Below are 16,984 nucleotides of genomic sequence, written 5' to 3' on the forward strand. Positions count from 1 at the left end.
TGCCGGTCGTCCTACCGGGCGAAGCCTCCCTCCGGCCGGATGATCTCCAGGTTGGTGCCGTCCGGGTCGTTGAAGTAGGCGACCCGGGTGCCGAGGGCCGCGTCCGGGGTGACCTCGCCCGCGAGGAACGTGTAGGCGTCGCCCAGGAAGTCGTACCCCGCCTCCCTCATCCGCTCGTGCACCGCGTCGAAGTCGTCGACCTCGAAGCACAGGTGCATGGAGCCGGGGCGGTTCGCCCTGCCGTCCGTGCGCTCGCCCACCGGGTCCCGGAACTCGACGAGGTCGATGCCGAGGCCGTCGATGTTGATCGTCGCGTACCGCAGGTCCGCCGTCGGCAGCCCCTGCGAGCGGCCGAACGGCACGCTGCTCATGGTCCCCTCCGCGACGGGTTCCCGGCTGGTCAGGGCCGTGTAGAACGCGATCGAGGTGTCCAGGTCCGAGACCGAGATCCCGACGTGGGCGGCCCGGGTGAGGTTCATCGAGGTGCCGGTGGCAGCCATGGAGGGTTCCCTCTTTCCGGCCCCGTGGGGGGCCATCGGGAACCCATTCTTCCGAGAGCTCCGCGTCGCGCATCTCGTCGTACCGGAGCGCGTGCGTCGTCGGCGGCGTCTGCCGGGAGCCCCCGGCGTCGGGTGCGGCGGCCCGGCGGGCCCGCCCGGGAGCGGGCGTTCAGGCCGTCCGGGCGGGCTTGGTGTCCCGGGCCCAGTACCCCATCACCGCGGCCCCGGCGGCGAGCAGCGCGACCGTGGTGAGCGCGGCCGGCAGGGAGAACCAGTCGGCGAGGAACCCGATCGAGGGCGGGCCGAGCAGCATCCCGCCGTACCCGAGGGTGGACGCGGTCGCCACCCCGCCGGGGCCGGCGATCGCGCCGGCGCGGGCCACGGCGACGGGGAAGATGTTGGCGAGGCCGAGACCGGTCACGGCGAAGCCGAGGAGCGTGGCCCAGACGGTCGGCGCGAGCGCGCCGAGCAGCATCCCCGCCGCGGCGGTCGCGCCGCCCGCGACCAGGGTGCGGGTCTGGCCGAGGCGTTCGAGCAGCGCGGTGCCGGAGAGCCGGCCGGCGGTCATGGTCAGCGCGAACACGGAGTACCCGGCGGCGGCCACCCCGGGATGGGCGTGCAGGTCCTGGGTGAGGTGGAGGGCGCCCCAGTCGGCGAGCGCGCCTTCGCCGTACGCCGTGCAGAGCGCGATCACCCCGAAGACGAGGACCGTGCGGCGCGGGGCGCCCGACCGTGCGCCGGGGGCGGGGGACGGCGCCGGAAGGGCCTCGGGCGGGGCGGGGGAGGGGCGGCGCAGGAGTACGGGTCCGGCGACGCCCGTCAGGGCCAGGCCGACGAGCGTGAGGCCGAGGAGGTGGGTGGTGGGGGAGAGGCTTCCGGCGAGCAGGCCGCCGAGCCCGGCCCCCAGCATGCCGCCGAGGCTGAACGCGGCGTGGAAGCTCGGCATCACGGGGCGCCGCAGCGCGGTCACGACGTCCACGGCGGCACTGTTCATCGCCACGTTGATGCCGCCGTACGCGGCGCCGAAGACGAGCAGGACGAGGCCGAGGGAGAGCGGCGAGCGGGTGAGCGCGGGCAGGGCGACGGAGAGCGAGAGGAGGACGGCGGTGGCGACGGTGACGGCGTGGGAGCCGTACCGGCGGCAGAGCCGCCCGGTCAGCGTCATGGTCACCACGGCGCCCGCCGACACCCCGAGGAGTGCGAGGCCGAGGTCCCCGGCGGAGGCACCGGTCTGCTCCTTGACGGCGGGGATGCGGACCACCCAGCCGGCGAACAGGAAGCCGTCGAGCGCGAAGAAGAGGGTCAGGGCGGAGCGGAGGCGGGACAGGGAGCGGGTGGCGGTGTCTCCGCCGGGGCCCCCCGATACGGCCGTCCGTACTTTGTTTAGTAGCGGCACAAACTCAGGATAGGGGCGAGGGGCGGGGGAATCAACCGTGTGGACGGGTACGCGAGTCCGGCCGCGAGTCCGGCCGCGAGCCCGGCCGCTCTGGGCCGTGAGCCCGGCTGCTCCGGGCCGTGCGGCCGGGGTCCCTCCGGGCTGTCCGGCTGCGACCCCCGGCGCGGCGGTGGTTCCTCGCAGCGTGCGGCCGTGCCCCCTCGGTGTCGTGCGGCCGTGGGTCCTTCGGGTCGCACCGCCGTGCCCTTCGGTGTCGTACGGCCGTGGGTCCTTCGGATCGCACCGCCGTATCCCTCGGCGTCGTACGGCCGTGGGGCTTTCGAGTCCTACGGCCGTCGGTCCTTCGAGTTGCACGGCCCTGGCTCCTTCGAGCCGTGGTCGCTCCTCGGGGCGCGCGGCCGTACCTCCTCGGGCTTCGAGGCCCGTCCCCTGAGGTCACGGGGCTGAAGCCCTCCCGGACCGCGAGGCCCGATTCCCTCAGGCCGAGGGCTCGGCCTCCTCGGGCCGTGGGGTCGAGTTCCTTCGGGCCGAAGGCTCGGCCCCCCGGGCCGTGAGGTCGGGGGCGTCGTCCGATCATGGGAGACTCGCCCCCATGAACGGCAAGGCGACGACGACCCGGACGCGACTGGACAGGGGGCGCAACGCGCTCGGCCCCGCGCTTGAGCTGGTGCACACCGGCAGGGCGCCGACCCGGGCCGTCCTCACCGCCGAGCTCGGCGTCACCCGCGCCACCGCCGGCGCCGTCGCCGCCGAGCTGGAGGCCCTCGGCCTCATCAGGGTCGACTCCAACCCCGGTGCCGCGGCGGGCTCCCAGGGCCGCCCCTCGCACCGGCTCGCCGTCGACGAGAAGGGCCCCGTCGCCCTCGCCGCGCAGGTCCACGCGGACGGCTTCCGGGCCGCGCTCGTCGGCCTCGGCGGCACGATCGTCGCCACGGCCCCCGGATGCGTCACCGTCTCCGCCGACCCCGCCCAGGTCCTCGGCGCCGTGGTCGACGCCGGGGCGGCCCTCCTCCGGGAGAGCGGCCGCCGCTGCGTCGGGGCCGGTCTGGCCGTGCCCTCCGCGGTGGCCGAGCCCGAGGGCACCGCCCTCAACCCGCTCCACCTCGCCTGGCCCGCCGGGGCGCAGGTCCGGCAGATCTTCGCCGAGCGGGTACGGGAGGCCGGCATCGAGGGCCCCGCCTTCACCGGCAACGACGTGAACCTCGCCGCCCTCGCCGAGCACCGCCACGGCGCGGGGCGCGGCGCCCGGGACCTGCTCTGCGTGGCCACCGGCCACCGGGGCGTCGGCGGCGCGCTCGTGCTCGACGGGCGCCTGCACACGGGCAGCGCGGGCCTCGCCCTGGAGGTCGGCCACCTGACGGTGAACCCGGAGGGCCGCCCGTGCCACTGCGGCGGCCGGGGCTGCCTCGACGTCGAGACCGACCCGCTCGCCTTCCTCACGGTCGCGGGCCGCGTCCCCGGCCCCGAGGTCTCGCTGCTCCAGCAGTCCCGCGACCTGCTGCGCACCAGCCGGGACGACCCCGGCGTCCGGGTCGCCGTGGGGGAGCTGATCGACCGCCTCGGACTCGGCCTCGCCGGTCTGGTGAACATCCTCAACCCGGACCGGATCGTCCTCGGCGGCCTCCACCGCGAGCTCCTCGACGCCGACCCCGAGCGCCTCCGCGCGGTCGTCGCCGACCGCAGCCTCTGGGGCCGCAGCGGCGGCGTGCCGATCCTCCCCTGCACCCTGGACCACAACAGCCTCGTGGGCGCCGCCGAACTCGCCTGGCAGCCGGTCCTGGACGACCCCCTGGCGGCCCTCTCCCGCGAACCGGTCTGAGCCGTCCGGCCCCCACCGGTCCCCACCGGCCCCCGCCGTCCCCGCTTCGCGGGCTACGGCTCCGGGCGCCCTTCGAGCAGCGCCGCCAGCCGGTCCAGGGCCATGCGAGTGCCGGTCTCGTTGTCGGCGGCGGGGATCGCGTCCGGGACGCCCTCGTGGACGACCAGGACCTCCGTGCCGCCGCCGTCCGGGACCAGGGTCGTCGTCAGGGTCATGGCGCCGTGCAGCAGCGGGTTCGCCGTCTCGAACTCCACGATCTCGACGACCCGTTCGTCCGGCACCAGCTCCACGAAACGGCCGTGGTACGTGTCCGTGCGCGGCCCCGACTTCCCGGCGCCGCCCTCCGCCCCGTACCGCAGCGAGACCCGGAACGCGCCCCCTTCGCGGGCGTCGAACTCGTGCACCCGGCAGCTCATCCCGTACGGCACCCGCCAGCGCGCGACGGCCTCCGGGTCGAGGAGCGTCCGGTAGACGTCCAGGGGCGGGGCGTCGACGTGGCGGGACACGCGCGTGGTGTACACCCTTCCCAGGCTAGGGGATGTCCGGAAGGCCCCGCACGGCGCCCACGAGTGTCCGCGTCTCCGCCCGGGTCCGGATCCTCCCCGGCGCGCGCGCCGAAAACCGGTGGGCCCGTCCGGCCGTACGACGTAGCGTTCCGCCCCATGACCTCTTCCGACTCCGCCCTTCCCCCGCGCCTCGGCAGCCTCACCTTCCACGGGCCGCTCTCCGAGGCCCGCGCCACCCGCCTCCTGGGACGGCTCGCCGCCTCCGGGCCCGCCGACGTGCTCGACATCGGCTGCGGCTGGGGCGAGTTGCTCCTGCGCGTCCTCGAAGGGGCCCCCGGAGCCGAGGGGGTCGGGATCGACATCAACGCCGAGGACCTGGCCCGCGGCCGCGTCCTCGCCGAGGAGCGCGGACTCGCCGGCCGCGTGTCCTTCGTCGAGGAGTCGGCGCTCGGCACCGACCGCGGCCCCGTCGACGCGATCCTCTGCCTCGGGTCCAGCCAGGCGCTCTGCGACCCCGACCTGCCGCACGACCCCGCCGCCGCGCTGCGCGAACTCCGCCGGCTCGTCCGGCCCGGCGGCCGCGTCGTCCTGGGGGAGGGCTTCTGGGAGCGCACCCCCACCGAGACCGAACTGGCCGGCATGTGGCCCGGCGCCCGCACCGGCGACCACCTCTCCCTCGGCGCCCTCGTCGACCTCGCGATCGGGGCCGGGTTCCGGCCCGCGTGGATCGAGACGGCGAGCGCCGAGGAGTGGGAGGAGTTCGAGTCCGGCTACCGGTACGACACGGAGGTCTGGCTCGCCGCGAACCCCGGCCACCCCCTGGCCGCCGAGACGCGCGACCGGGTCGACCGGCAGCGTTCCAGCTGGCTGAACGGCTACCGGGGCGTCCTCGGCATCGCCTACCTGACCCTCGTGGCCGTGGCCGGGGACTGAGCGTCCCCGCCGGTCCGGGGCCCTCAGCCCGCCCGGCCCGCCAGGACCGGGCGGGCGGCGGCCACCGCGGGGGCGGGGCTCAGGACCGGATCGGCCGGGATGCCGAGGGGCACGGCGGGAACCCGCTCGTACCCGGTGAAGGGGCCCTCGGTCGCGGCGCCGTACACGGCTTCCTCGCGCGTCCCGACGGGGCCGCCCACGGGCGGCGCCGCGAGGACGAACCACACGACCTTCCCGTCGTCCCCGCACGGCCGGACGCCCCAGCTCTCGCTGACCGCCCCGACGAGGGCGAGGCCCCGGCCGGAGGTGGCGAGGCCGTCGGCCGGATCGCCGGCCGGATCGCCCGCCCGGTCGCCGACCGGATCGCCGGTCCGCGGCAGACGGGGGTCGTGATCCCTGACGGAGACCGTGAGGCGGTCGAGCAGCAGCTCGATCTCCACGGTGCACCGCTTGTCCGGCCGGGCGTGCCGGTGGACGTTGGTCAGGAGCTCGGTGACTCCCAGCAGGGCATGGTCGACCAGGGCGTCGAGATGCCAGTGGCGCAGATGCGCCGAGACGATCCTGCGGATCTGTCCGATCCGCTGCGGCAGGGCCTGGAGCTCCACCGCGTAATACCTGCTCGGTTCGCTGATCACGGCTGCGACTCCCCGAAGTAGTCCGGAAGAAGACGAAGGTTCGGATCTCTCGTGCGGTCCAGGGGGCGGTGACCACGACGTACTGTCACCACCTGTCAACCCTCGGTGAGGTGATTCCAGCGTGAGCCAGTGGTGACCGTCCCGCAACTCACGGCGAACCGCGCCGGCCCGGAGGGCGCCGCGCGGCCCCCGGCGTCAGCGCCGTCCCGCCGCCCGCCTGAGCGCGGTCAGGAAGCGTCCCGACCTCTCCTCCGACCCCTCCGGCTCCCGGGGCTCCGCCGTGCCGTCGTCGCGGCCGTTCCCGTGCAGGGTCAGCCGGTACCGGGTGCCGTTCACGGTCGCCACCGCCTCGTCCGGCCCCGCGAACCACGGGCGTCCCGCCCGCACCGCCGTCACCGGCGCACTGTCGATCTCGCTGCCGTAACTGGTGAGCAGGGCGAGCCGCCCGTCCTCGATCCGCACCTCGCCCGCGCGCGTCAGCGAACGGGGCCAGCGGGTGATCCCCACGCCCCTGGCGCTGAACTCGGGTTCCGACATGTCGATCCGCCCCTTCCCCACCCGTTCTCCCGGGTCGCCGTTCCCAAGTGTGCCGGGCCGTCCGCGACCGCACCAGTGGCCCTCTCGCACACCCTTCCGCAAGTCTTCCCTATGGAAGGTCAAAGGGAACGTTTGCCCAGGTGGGAGCGGTATCGTCGGCAGTGGAGCACCCGGGGGAGCGCCCCCGGGGAAGCGATCGAGGAGAAGCGCGGATGAGCACCACCGAGCACAGTGCGCACAACGGTTCGGCGGCCACCGCCGGGGGCGCCGCCACCGCCACGGCGACCGTCGACGTCGACCGCAGCGATCCCGTCTACCGGGCCTGGCTCAAGGAGGCCGTCCGCAAGGTCCAGGCCGACGCCAACCGCTCGGCCGACACCCATCTGCTGCGCTTCCCGCTCCCCGAGCGCTGGGGCATCGACCTCTACCTCAAGGACGAGTCCACCCACCCCACCGGCAGCCTCAAGCACCGGCTCGCCCGCTCTCTCTTCCTCTACGGCCTGTGCAACGGCTGGATCCGGCCGGACAGGCCCGTCATCGAGGCCTCCAGCGGCTCGACCGCCGTCTCCGAGGCGTACTTCGCCAAGCTCATCGGCGTTCCCTTCATCGCCGTCATGCCCCGCACGACCAGCCCCGAGAAGTGCCGGCTCATCGAGTTCCACGGCGGGCGCTGCCACTTCGTCGACGACTCGCGCACCATGTACGAGGAGTCCGCCGCCCTCGCCGAGCGCACCGGCGGCCACTACATGGACCAGTTCACCTACGCGGAGCGGGCCACCGACTGGCGCGGCAACAACAACATCGCCGAGTCGATGTACCAGCAGCTCCGTCTGGAGCGCTACCCGGAGCCGGCCTGGATCGTGGCCACCGCGGGCACCGGCGGCACCTCGGCGACCATCGCCCGCTACGTGCACTACATGCAGCACGACACCCGGATCTGCGTCGCCGACCCGGAGAACTCCTGTTTCTTCGACGGCTGGACCCACCACGACCCGCACGCCACCGCCGACTGCGGCTCCCGCATCGAGGGCATCGGCCGTCCGCGCATGGAGCCGAGCTTCGTGCCCGGGGCCGTCGACCGCATGATGAAGGTCCCCGACGCGGCGAGCGTCGCCGCCGTCCGCGCCCTGGAGACGGCCATCGGCCGCAAGGCGGGCGGCTCCACCGGCACCGGCCTGTGGAGCGCCTTCAAGATCGTGGCCGAGATGGTCGGGCAGGGGCGCACCGGCAGCGTCGTCACCCTGATCTGCGACCCCGGCGACCGCTACCTCGACAAGTACTACTCCGACGACTGGCTGGCCGGGCAGGGCCTCGACATCGCTCCGTACGCCGCCGCTATCGAGAGCTTCCTGGCGACGGGGGCCTGGCCGGAGTGAGCCGCCGGTCGAGGCGGTCCGCCGCGCCCCGGAAGGACCGTCCGAGCCCCGGCCTCGCGAGCCGCAGCCCGAGGCGGAACGGGGCCGGGCCGTCGGCGGCCATGGTCCACCGCAGCAGCGTGCCCCGCCCGGCGGGGGACAGGGCCCACTCCTCCGCCATGGCCGTCACCCCGGGGGCGTTCGTCGAGTCCACCCGGTAGGCGTAGCGGACTTCCGGCTCGGCGGCCAGGATCGTCTCCTCCAGGACGATCCCGCCCCGCAGCCGGACGCTGCGGCCCGCGCCGTCGGCCGTCGGGACGGCGGAGACGAGGGCGGTGAACCAGGAGGGCGTACTCCCCACCTCCACGGCCAGGGAGCGGTAGACGGCCGCGGGCGGGGCGGCCAGCGTCGCCGTGAACACCAGGCGGACGGGCGCGGACGCGGTGAAGTCGAGCTCCACCGGCCTCAGTCGGCGTGCCATGGACCGGACCTCCGGGGGCGTGGACGGAAGGAGCACCTTAACTGACTTTCCGTCAACAGCACAGGGAGCGGGGGCAGTTGAAGCCAATGCCGCAGTGAGGGCCCCGGCGGTCGCCGTGCCGAACACCCCGGAGGGCAAAAACCCGCCGACGCGGCCCCCGCCTCAGACCCCGCGCAGCAGCCCGTCCACCGCCCGTCCGAACACCACCCGTCCCGCCCGCGCGAGCACCGGATCGAGGGCGCGCGGCACGCCCCGTACCGTCAGCTCCTCCGTCCACACCACCCGGCAGCCGCCGGGCGCCTGCGCCACCTCGATCAGCGCCCAACCCCGCACGACGCGGCCGTACTTCTCCAGGCGGCACGCGCCGGGGCGGCCCGCCGCCGGGGGCTCCCAGCGGACCACCTCCATCGGGTCGTCGAAGGAGAGGCGGCCGATCCCCGTCCGGGCGGTGAACCGGGTCCCCGCGCCGTTCGGCCCCGGCGTCAGCACCCGCGTCCGGGTCAGCGGCACCCGGCGCCCGTGCGCCGGCCAGTCCGTGAGCCGCCGCCACACCTCCTCGGGCGCCAGCGGCACGGTCCGCTCGACGCGGAAGGGGCTCACGCCCGCTCCTCGCCCGCGACCACGAGCCCCGGCACGTACTCCGTCACCTCCGCCCGCACCCCCTCGGACACGCCCCGGTCCGTCACCCAGGTGTCCACCTCGTCCAGGGAGGCGAACGAACTCAGCCCCACCGTCCCCCACTTGGTGTGGTCGGCGACCACCACCACCCGGCGCGCCGAACGCATCAGGCAGGTGTTCGTCTCGGCCTCCGCCAGATTCGGCGTCGAGAGACCGGCCTCCACCGAGACGCCGTGCACCCCCAGGAAGAGCAGGTCGAAGTGGAGCGAGCGGATCGCCCGGTCCGCCACCGGCCCCACAAGCGCGTCGGACGGCGTGCGCACCCCGCCCGTCAGGACGACCGTCGCCGCCCCCCGCCGGGCCTCGCCCGCGCCGCCCGACCGCCCCGCCTCGTGGAACACGTCCGCGACCCGCACCGAGTTGGTCACCACCGTCAGGTCCGGCACGTCGAGCAGGTGCCGGGCCAGCGCGTAGGTCGTCGTCCCGCCCGACAGGGCGAGCGCCGTGCCCGGCGCCACCAGGGCCGCCGCCGCCCGCGCGATCTCGTCCTTGGCGCTCGGTTCGAGCACCGACTTGGCCTCGAAGCCCGGCTCGTGGGTGCTCGCCTCGACCACCGGGACGGCCCCGCCGTGCACCTTCGCCAGCACGCCCTGCCGGGCCAGCGCGTCCAGGTCGCGGCGGATCGTCATGTCCGAGACGCTCAGACGGCGGGTCAGCTCGTTGACCCGTACACCGCCGCGCCGCCGGACCTCGTCGAGGATCAGGGCGCGCCGCTGCTCCGCGAGGAGGTTCTGGTTGTCAGTCACCGCCGGGGCCGGTCCTTCCGCAGGAGACAAGGGATGGGGGGATGTGGGGAGAGGGGTGAAATTCGGTGAGAGGCCGTGCGCGGCCGTACGGCCGTCCGCGATCCTGTCTCCGACGTCGCATCTTCCCACTCCGAGAGGGAGCCGCCCCAGTGTCCCCTGCCACACCCGCCCCGGAGAGCGGGGGCGCGGCGCTCGAACTCCTCGTCCACGGAGTCGGCGGAGCCACCCCCCAGGACATGCTCGACGACCCCAGGACCGTCCGGATCACCGGCGACGGCACCGCCGCCGTGTACCGGCGGATCGAGGACGCCGACGCCGAGGACCACCCCGAGCGGTACGCCGGCCGCCCGGTCCCGGAGGCGTACTGCTGGTCCAACCTCACCTCCGGCGACGGCACCCGCGCCTTATGGCTGCTGCTCCTGCCCTTCATGGTCGTCAACCTCGCGCACTGGATGCGCCCGCCCGGCCGGGGAGGATCCCGGCTCGTCCGGTTCTACGGGGTCCTCGTCCGGCTCGTCGCCCTCACCCTCACCGTCCTGCTCACCGCCGCCGCCTGCGAGGTCGCGCTCGACCTGACGGCCTGGCAGTGCGCCGCCGCCCCCGCCTGCGTCGACTCCGCCTCCTGGCTGGGCTTCCTCTCCGTCGAGCGCGGCGGCTGGTGGTCCGCGCCCGGCCGCCGCCTCGCCGTCGCCGCGCTCGTGCCGACCGTCCTCGTCGGCCTGCTCTGGTACCTGTCCAACCGGACCTGGAGCGCGTACGAGGCCCAGCGCCCGCCCACCGGCTACGACACCCCGCCGGCGCAGCCGGGGGACACCGCCGTCGAGCCGGGGTCCCGCGCCGCCCTCGGCCGCCCCGGATTCTGGTACGGCCGCCGCATCGTCGCCCGGCTCAGGGCCGCCCACACCGCCGCCGGGTTCCTCACCGTCGCCGCCGCCCTCGTCACGGCCGCCGCCCGCCACGACGCCGCCGCGCCCGGGTCCGGGGCCGTCCTCGGCCGGATCCTCCAGGCCGCCGTCGCCGCCCTCGCCGTCGTCGTCCTCTGGGTCGTCTGCCGGCGCGGGCGCAGCGAGAACCGCCTGGACCTGCGGCTCGAACGCGCCCTGGTCTCCTGGCTGCCCGGCGCCTCCCTCGCCCTGCTCGTGCTCACCGCCCTGTACGCCGGCCGGGCCCACCCCGGCTGGACCTCCTCCGGAACCCTCCCCGGCGACGCCGTCTTCAGCGCCCTCACCGTCGCCCAGGGCGCCCTCGTCGTCGCCCTCGGCGCGGTCGCCCTCCTCCTCCAGCGCCCCCGCCGCGACCCCCGCACCGCCCTGCGCGGCCTCGGCGGGCCCGCCGTCGCCATGCTCGCCTGCGCCCTCGGCGGGATCATGTCCGGAGGCGTCGCCCAGCGCGTCGCCGACTGGCTCGACGGACCGGCCACCCCCGGCATGGGCGATCCGGGACCCCGGATAAGCCCGCCCGTCCTGCTCAGCTGGCAGGCGTCCGTCATCCCCGTCCTGCTCCTCCTCCTCGCCGTGCCCGCCGCCCTGCTCGTCGCGCGGACCGTGCTCGCCGCCCGGCGCCTGCGCCCCGAGGTCGAGGCCGACTACGGGGTCACCGGCGAGGGCGACCCGGTCCGTACGGAACGGATCGCGACCGTCCGGGCCCGGACGGCGCTCACCGACTCCGCGCCCGTCCTCGTCGGCGTCGTCTCCGGCGCCACCCTGCTCCTCGGGGCCGCCTCCGTCGTCGGCGCCTGGGCCAGCGGGAACGTGCCCGGCCGCGCCTTCGACGGCGCCCATCCCGCCGTCGCCGCCCTGGCCTCCGCCACCCAGGCCCTCGGCTCCTGGATGATCGGCTTCGGCTTCCTCCTCTTCGTCACCTGGGGCCGCCGCGCCTACCGGGACCCCTCCGCCCGCCGCACCATCGGCATCCTCTGGGACGTCGGCACCTTCTGGCCCCGCGCCGCCCACCCCTTCGCCCCGCCCTGCTACGCCGAGCGCGCGGTCCCCGACCTCACCTGGCGGATGGGCTCCTGGACCCGGCGCACCGGCGGCCGGCTCGTCATCTCCGGGCACTCCCAGGGCAGCGTCCTGGCCGCCGCCGCCGTCTGGCAGCTCAAGCCCGCCACCCGCCGCCGGGTCGCCCTGCTCACCTACGGCTCACCCCTGGAGCGGCTCTACGGACGCTGGTTCCCCGCCTACTTCGGCCCCGAGGCACTGCGCTCCCTGAACCGCACGGTCCACTGCTGGAGCAACCTCTACCGCGCCACCGACCCGATCGGCGGACCCGTCCGGGTCGTCGCCGAGGACGGGCGGCCCGCCGTCGACGAGCCGGTCCTCCTCGACCCGGTCGCCTACGGGCGCACCCGCGACCACCCGCTGCCCGAACCGATCCTGGGCCACTCCGACTACCGGGCCGACCCGTGCTTCTCCCACTGCCGCGGCGGCCTCCTCGACCGGCTCCCGTCCGCCCTGCCCCGGCAGCGCGAGGCCGGGGAGCCGCCCGAGCGGGACGCGTCGGGCCCGGGGGACTCCGGTCAGGGCAGCTCGGGCAGGTCGTCCGGATAGAGCAGGGTCAGGTCGTCCGTGCTCGGCTCGCCGAGCGCGGCGACCCGCCCCGCGTGCCGCTCCACCATCGACTCGAAGGTCTGCCGCGCCGTGCGCCCGTTGCCGAAGGCCGGACCCTTCGGCAGCTTCGCGAAGTAGGCGAGCAGCGCCCCGTCCGTGCCCGGGGCGAGCCGGTACTCGTGCTCGTCCGCCTGCTGCCCCACGATCCGCAGCAGCTCCTCCGGCTCGTAGTCGCCGAAGGTGATGGTCCGTGAGAAGCGCGAGGCCACCCCCGGGTTCACGGTGAGGAAGCGCTCCATCTCCGCCGTGTACCCGGCGACGATGACCACCACCGCCTCCCGGTGGTCCTCCATCAGCTTCACCAGGGTGTCGATCGCCTCGCGGCCGAAGTCGCGCCCCGAGTCCTCCGGCGACAGCGCGTACGCCTCGTCGACGAACAGCACCCCGCCGCGCGCCCGGTCGAAGGCCTCCTGGGTGCGGATCGCCGTCGAGCCGATGTGCTCGCCGACCAGGTCCACCCGGGACACCTCCACCAGGTGCCCGCGCTCCAGGACCCCGAGCGAGGCGAGGATCTCGCCGTACAGCCGGGCCACGGTCGTCTTGCCCGTGCCCGGGTTGCCCGTGAAGACCAGGTGGCGGCGGACCGAGGCCGCCTTGAACCCGGCCTCCCGGCGCCTGCGCCCCACCTCGATCATGTTGGTGAGGGTCCGCACCTCGTGCTTGACGCTCTCCAGGCCCACCAGGGCGTCCAGTTCGCCGAGCACGTCCTGCGAGGAGCGGGCCGCCGGGACGGGCTGCGGCTCGGGGGCCGCCACCGGGGGCCGGGAGGCCGGTACGGTGCCGAGCAGCCCGGCCGTCCGCATCTCCGCCAGGACCGTTCCGCCACCGGCGGGGGAGGGGCCGGAGGAGTCGGGCACGGAGGAGCGGACCGCGCTCTCGTCGCTGGTGCACTCCTCGGCGACCGCGCCCTCCTCCGGGAACTCGTAACCGCCGCGCGCGCACCGCTCCGTACGGCACTTGCGCAGGGTCGTCCGGCAGCCGTCCGTGACGTGGAAGCCGTATCCGCCGCTGCCCGTCACCCGGCAGCCGTGGAAGGAGCCGCGCCCCTCCGCCGACACGTAGAAGCCGGCCTCGGCGGGCGAGGTGACCGTGCACCGCTCGATCGTGGGGTCGGCGCCCTTGGTGACGATGACCCCGGTCTGTACGGAGTCGATGGCGCAGCCGGCCAGGGTGCCGCCGCTGCCGTGGTCCCGGAACCAGGCGCCCGTGGACGCCTCCCTGATGCGGCAGTCGTCGAGCTGGGCCGTCGCCCCGTCGCTCACCGACACCGCCGTGTTCCGCACCTGCGACAGGTCGCTGTCGACCACGTCCACGCGCGAGCCCCGATCGAGGACGAACAGCGCGTCGGGCACGTCGTGCACCCGGCAGGCGTCGAGGACGGCGGTCGCCCCGTCGCTCACCCACACCGCCGGGTAGTCGCCCGTGCTGTCGTGGATCTCGCACTGGTTGGCGTCCACCCGGGTCCCCGGGTCCCACACCGACAGGCCGTTGCGGCCGAAGCGGCGGACGGTCGACCGGGTGAGCGTCAGGACCGAGCGCGAGCGCAGGTCGACCGCGTTCTCCGGGACGTCGTGGATGTCGCAGTCGGAGAGGGTGAGGACGGCGTCGGTGTCGAGGGTGATGCCGTCCGCCGACGTGCGGTGCACCGAGGAGTCGGTGAGGTGGGCGGTGCCGCGGGACGCGATCTGGAGACCGGCGCCCTTGATCTCGTACACCTCGCAGCCCACGCCCTCCAGGGCGCTGCCCTCGCCGGTGACGGCGATCCCGGCGCCGGAGGCGTGGTGCACCCGGCAGCGCTCCAGGCGCGGGTGCGCGCCGCCCCGCACCGAGACGCCCGCCTGCCCGGCGGACACCACCTCGCACTCCTCGAACACGCCGCCCGCGCCGTCGAGCACGGCGATGCCGATCCCGGCCGCGTTGTCGACCGTGCAGCGGCGGACCGTGGGCCGGGCGGCGCCCCGCACCTCGATGCCGGCGGCCGAGCGGGTCATGATCCTGAGGTCGAGCAGTTCGGGCGTGCCGTCCTCGACGAGCAGCGCGGGCGCGGCCACGTCCTGGCCCTCGACGTGCAGGTCCTGGAGAACGACGGAGGCGCGGACGGTCAGCGGGACCCCGTCCGGGGGCGCGATCCGGACCGGTCCGGCCCCGCCCTCGGCGCCGCGCAGGGTGACGGCCCGTCGCACCACCAGGTTCTCCCGGTAGGTCCCCGGGGCGACGGTGAGCACGTCCCCGTCGCCCGCGGCCTCCAGGGCGGCGGCGAGGGAGGGGTACTCACCCGTGCGGCGCCGCCACCGCGATGTGCCGGTGTGCGTCACCTGGACCGTGCCCTGTGCCATGGGTGTGTCCTGCCCCCGCCTCATGCCTCGCCGCTGATCCGATGCCCCACCGTAGCGCGCGCGGCGGTGTGGGGTTGACGGGTCGCGTACCCCCGTCCGCACCGGGAACGCACCTGGTGCCCGGGGCGCGTCACCGCCGGTCCGGGCCGGTCCGGAGCGGTCGGGACCGGTCGGACCCGGTCAGCTTCCGGCGCCGGCGCGGCCCCAGTCGGGACCGGTCGCGGCCCACGCGCGGTCGAGGCGCGCGTACCGCGTCAGGACGAGCCGGCGCACGACGAGCCGGCGGACGGTCTCCACCAGGAGACCGCTGAGGAGCGCGGCCATGAGCCCGGCGGTGATCGCGTGCGCGCGGGCGGTGTCCGCGCGCATCGGCGGCGGCACCGGACGCCCGTCCCGGTCCGTCCACAGGGAGAAGGCGGCGCCGGGCGCCGAGTGCCGCCGTGACGTCGTCACCGTTCCCGTACGGGGTGACCCGTCCGGGGCGGTCCAGCGGGCCACCACGGAGCGGCGCAACCGCTCCTCCCCGCCGGACTCGGCGGTCCGGGGTCCGTGCGCGGACGTCTCGGCGAGCCGCACCACCCGGGCCGTCACCGGCGTCCGCCGCTCCTCCTGGGCGCGGACCGCGAGCCGGAGCGAGTCGTGCGCGGACGCGCCGGCGCTCCAGCCGACGAGGGGCACCGCGACGCAGAGCAGGACGACGGAGACGAGGGCGGCCCACGCCTCGACGAGGTCGGTGGTCCGGCGCAGGGGATTGCGCCGCCAGCGCCGGAGTCCCAGGGCTGCGCGCACGTCCCGGCCCCCTCGTCGTTCGCCGCTTCTCCGGCCTTCTCCGTCTTCTCCGACGAGTGTGCCCCGGGGGCGGGTCGCCCGCCCGCCGGGCCGGCGAAGTGTGACGCGCGCCCCGCCCGGAGGAGGGTTCAGTCGAGGATCTTGACGGCGTCGCCGACCCGGACCGTGCCGGTGTGCTCGGGGACGAGGTTCTGGCCGAAGACGACCCGGCCGTCGCTCTTGCGGTGCCGGGCGAGGGTCCGCAGCGGCTCCTTGCCGCGCGCGGCGGTGGACTGGTCCGTCGTGGTGACGACGCAGCGCCCGCAGGGCCGGGCGACCCGGAAGGTGACCTCGCCGACGGCGATCCGGGTCCAGTCGTCCTCCGCCCAGGGCTCGGTCCCGCCGATGACCAGGTTCGGCCGGAACCGGTTCATCGGCAGGGGGCCCTCCTCGGCCAGGTCGCCCCGGGCGATCAGGGAGTTGAGGGCGTCGAGCGAGGCGGTGGTGGTGACGAGCAGCGGATAGCCGTCCGCGAAGCTCACCGTCTCGCCGGGCAGCGCGTACGCGGGGTCCACCGGGCGCCGGTGCTCGGGCGCGTCCATGTGGACGAGCCGGAAGTCGCCCTCCAGGAACGCCGAGAGCCACGCGGCCGCGTCGGGACCGGCGGGGACCGCCTCCACGGGCCTGTCGAACACGTCCACCGTGACGGTGGCCGAGGGGTGCGGCACCTCGACCGCCAGCGGCGGGTGTCCGGCCGCCGACAGGACGATCCCGCCGCCGGGCAGCGGTTCGGCCGTGGCCAGCGCCATCCGGGGGTGACGGCGTTGGGTCACGACCTTGCCCGCGGCGTCGACGACGGTCCAGCGACGGTCTCCGGCCAGCCCCCAGAGCTGCACTTCGGCCTCCGGGTACGTCAGCGCGCGCATGGCCTTCACCGGGTGGACGTGGACGGAGCGGAGCACGGGAGTGGACATGGAGTCATCCTGCCAGCCGCTCCGGCCACGGTGCCGCCGGTGCCGGGGGTCGGCCGGGGCCGGTCAGTAACCCCCGCCCTGGTAGGGCCGGTTGTACGGGTCCGCGTAGGGCGCGGGGGCGGGGACCGGAGCGGGCCGGGGCGCCGCCGGGCGCATCGCCTCGTAACCGGCGGCCGCCGGACGGGGCTGCTGCGGGTACGGACCGCCCTGGTAGCCGCGCGGGGCCGACGGCTGCTGCGGGATGTACGGGGCGGGCGCCTGCTGCAGGGGGACGGGGGCCATCTGCGGCGAGGGCTGGGGGTAGCCGTAGCCGCCGTTGTAGGCGGGGGCGGGCTGGGGGGTGGACGCCGCCGGGAGGGCGGGCAGCGCCGAGGGGAGCGCCGGCAGGTAGGAGCCGCTTCCACCGGTGGGGAAGCTGCTGCCGGTGTCGTAGGCGGCGGGCACTCGGATCGGGTCGATCTGAGGCGTGCCCCGCTCCGCGACCAGGGAGTCGTAGATCGGGGTGTCCGGGAAGGACGGCGCGGTGTGGTAACCGCCTCCATAGGTGGAGCGGGGGGAGGTCATGGCACATAAGTTAAGCCCACGATGTGCCGCTTGGGGAGACCGATTAGAAGGTTGTTTGACAGGCTTCGTGAAGCGTTGGTTCCGCAATCCGAGCGAACGTGACAAAAACGGACGGCGTCGCGTCTCAAGATCACGTAAAAGCCGAGT

At 75.3% G+C, this 16,984-nt stretch carries 16 protein-coding genes; 4 read left to right on the top strand and 12 right to left on the bottom strand.

The features are described 5' to 3' along the window. Positions 1-11: 11 nt before the first annotated feature. Both ADL08_RS10735 and ADL08_RS10740 read right to left on the bottom strand, forming a co-directional pair. Positions 12-500 carry a VOC family protein gene (locus ADL08_RS10735; protein ID WP_053641850.1) on the bottom strand — a complete coding sequence of 163 codons (489 nt, stop codon included), beginning with the start codon at positions 498-500 and terminating at the stop codon, positions 12-14. A 169-nt stretch (positions 501-669) separates the two neighbouring features. After that, positions 670-1,896, bottom strand: coding sequence for an MFS transporter (locus ADL08_RS10740; protein ID WP_053641851.1), 1,227 nt, complete (start codon positions 1,894-1,896; stop codon positions 670-672). A 592-nt stretch (positions 1,897-2,488) separates the two neighbouring features. On the opposite strand from ADL08_RS10740, the gene ADL08_RS10745 reads away from it, so the two are divergent. After that, positions 2,489-3,715 (top strand): ROK family protein, encoded by a 1,227-nt coding sequence (locus tag ADL08_RS10745; protein ID WP_053641852.1) that lies wholly within the window; start codon positions 2,489-2,491, stop codon positions 3,713-3,715. A 53-nt stretch (positions 3,716-3,768) separates the two neighbouring features. On the opposite strand, the gene ADL08_RS10750 is transcribed toward ADL08_RS10745, so the two are convergent. Further along, complete coding sequence (locus ADL08_RS10750; RefSeq protein WP_053641853.1) at positions 3,769-4,236, bottom strand: SRPBCC family protein; 468 nt, start codon at positions 4,234-4,236, stop codon at positions 3,769-3,771. A 141-nt stretch (positions 4,237-4,377) separates the two neighbouring features. On the opposite strand from ADL08_RS10750, the gene ADL08_RS10755 reads away from it, so the two are divergent. Continuing rightward, on the top strand, positions 4,378-5,154 hold the full coding sequence (locus ADL08_RS10755; protein WP_053641854.1) for an SAM-dependent methyltransferase: 777 nt from the start codon (positions 4,378-4,380) through the stop codon (positions 5,152-5,154). A 23-nt stretch (positions 5,155-5,177) separates the two neighbouring features. On the opposite strand, the gene ADL08_RS10760 is transcribed toward ADL08_RS10755, so the two are convergent. Both ADL08_RS10760 and ADL08_RS10765 read right to left on the bottom strand, forming a co-directional pair. Next, the gene (locus tag ADL08_RS10760; protein ID WP_063885272.1) at positions 5,178-5,789 is read right to left on the bottom strand and encodes an ATP-binding protein; all 612 of its coding nucleotides are present in this window, start codon (positions 5,787-5,789) and stop codon (positions 5,178-5,180) included. Between the two features lie 195 nt (positions 5,790-5,984). Next, positions 5,985-6,326, bottom strand: coding sequence for a hypothetical protein (locus ADL08_RS10765; protein ID WP_053641925.1), 342 nt, complete (start codon positions 6,324-6,326; stop codon positions 5,985-5,987). A gap of 212 nt (positions 6,327-6,538) precedes the next feature. On the opposite strand from ADL08_RS10765, the gene ADL08_RS10770 reads away from it, so the two are divergent. Continuing rightward, positions 6,539-7,702: a PLP-dependent cysteine synthase family protein gene (locus ADL08_RS10770; protein ID WP_053641856.1), complete on the top strand. Its 1,164-nt coding sequence runs from the start codon at positions 6,539-6,541 to the stop codon at positions 7,700-7,702. Here ADL08_RS10770 and ADL08_RS10775 read toward each other — a convergent pair. From ADL08_RS10775 to ADL08_RS10785, 3 genes are all read right to left on the bottom strand, one after another. Further along, positions 7,662-8,162 (bottom strand): SRPBCC family protein, encoded by a 501-nt coding sequence (locus ADL08_RS10775; protein ID WP_078968511.1) that lies wholly within the window; start codon positions 8,160-8,162, stop codon positions 7,662-7,664. The genes ADL08_RS10770 and ADL08_RS10775 overlap by 41 nt on opposite strands. A 162-nt stretch (positions 8,163-8,324) precedes the next feature. After that, entirely contained in the window at positions 8,325-8,762 is a 438-nt protein-coding gene (locus tag ADL08_RS10780) for an SRPBCC family protein (RefSeq protein ID WP_053641858.1), read from the bottom strand. Beyond that, a complete protein-coding gene (locus ADL08_RS10785; RefSeq protein ID WP_053641859.1) occupies positions 8,759-9,586 on the bottom strand; it encodes a DeoR/GlpR family DNA-binding transcription regulator in 828 nt (275 codons plus the stop codon). Before ADL08_RS10785 ends, ADL08_RS10780 begins: the two co-directional genes overlap by 4 nt. 149 nt (positions 9,587-9,735) lie before the next feature. Between ADL08_RS10785 and ADL08_RS10790 the strand changes: the two genes are divergently transcribed. Then, positions 9,736-12,135: a hypothetical protein gene (locus ADL08_RS10790; protein WP_053641860.1), complete on the top strand. Its 2,400-nt coding sequence runs from the start codon at positions 9,736-9,738 to the stop codon at positions 12,133-12,135. Here the strand turns inward: ADL08_RS10790 and ADL08_RS10795 are convergent. From ADL08_RS10795 to ADL08_RS10810, 4 genes are all read right to left on the bottom strand, one after another. Next, positions 12,105-14,531 carry a right-handed parallel beta-helix repeat-containing protein gene (locus ADL08_RS10795; protein ID WP_053641861.1) on the bottom strand — a complete coding sequence of 809 codons (2,427 nt, stop codon included), beginning with the start codon at positions 14,529-14,531 and terminating at the stop codon, positions 12,105-12,107. The two genes, ADL08_RS10790 and ADL08_RS10795, sit on opposite strands and share 31 nt — an antisense overlap. 180 nt (positions 14,532-14,711) lie before the next feature. Then, entirely contained in the window at positions 14,712-15,320 is a 609-nt protein-coding gene (locus ADL08_RS10800; protein WP_053641862.1) for a hypothetical protein, read from the bottom strand. Between the two features lie 128 nt (positions 15,321-15,448). Next, positions 15,449-16,273 carry an MOSC domain-containing protein gene (locus tag ADL08_RS10805; RefSeq protein WP_053641863.1) on the bottom strand — a complete coding sequence of 275 codons (825 nt, stop codon included), beginning with the start codon at positions 16,271-16,273 and terminating at the stop codon, positions 15,449-15,451. Positions 16,274-16,336: 63 nt separating this feature from the next. After that, entirely contained in the window at positions 16,337-16,837 is a 501-nt protein-coding gene (locus tag ADL08_RS10810; RefSeq protein WP_053641864.1) for a DUF6643 family protein, read from the bottom strand. Positions 16,838-16,984: the final 147 nt, after the last annotated feature.

This window comes from Streptomyces sp. NRRL F-6492, from assembly GCF_001280125.1.
Classification (GTDB): domain Bacteria; phylum Actinomycetota; class Actinomycetes; order Streptomycetales; family Streptomycetaceae; genus Streptomyces.

Bases quoted from the DNA above. Each gene is read 5' to 3' on its own strand.
- ADL08_RS10735 (WP_053641850.1), bottom strand. From the start codon at position 500: ATGGCTGCCACCGGCACCTCGATGAACCTCACCCGGGCCGCCCACGTC.
- ADL08_RS10745 (WP_053641852.1), top strand. From the start codon at position 2,489: ATGAACGGCAAGGCGACGACGACCCGGACGCGACTGGACAGGGGGCGC.
- ADL08_RS10755 (WP_053641854.1), top strand. From the start codon at position 4,378: ATGACCTCTTCCGACTCCGCCCTTCCCCCGCGCCTCGGCAGCCTCACC.
- ADL08_RS10765 (WP_053641925.1), bottom strand. From the start codon at position 6,326: ATGTCGGAACCCGAGTTCAGCGCCAGGGGCGTGGGGATCACCCGCTGG.
- ADL08_RS10770 (WP_053641856.1), top strand. From the start codon at position 6,539: ATGAGCACCACCGAGCACAGTGCGCACAACGGTTCGGCGGCCACCGCC.
- ADL08_RS10775 (WP_078968511.1), bottom strand. From the start codon at position 8,162: ATGGCACGCCGACTGAGGCCGGTGGAGCTCGACTTCACCGCGTCCGCG.
- ADL08_RS10795 (WP_053641861.1), bottom strand. From the start codon at position 14,531: ATGGCACAGGGCACGGTCCAGGTGACGCACACCGGCACATCGCGGTGG.
- ADL08_RS10805 (WP_053641863.1), bottom strand. From the start codon at position 16,273: ATGTCCACTCCCGTGCTCCGCTCCGTCCACGTCCACCCGGTGAAGGCC.
- ADL08_RS10810 (WP_053641864.1), bottom strand. From the start codon at position 16,837: ATGACCTCCCCCCGCTCCACCTATGGAGGCGGTTACCACACCGCGCCG.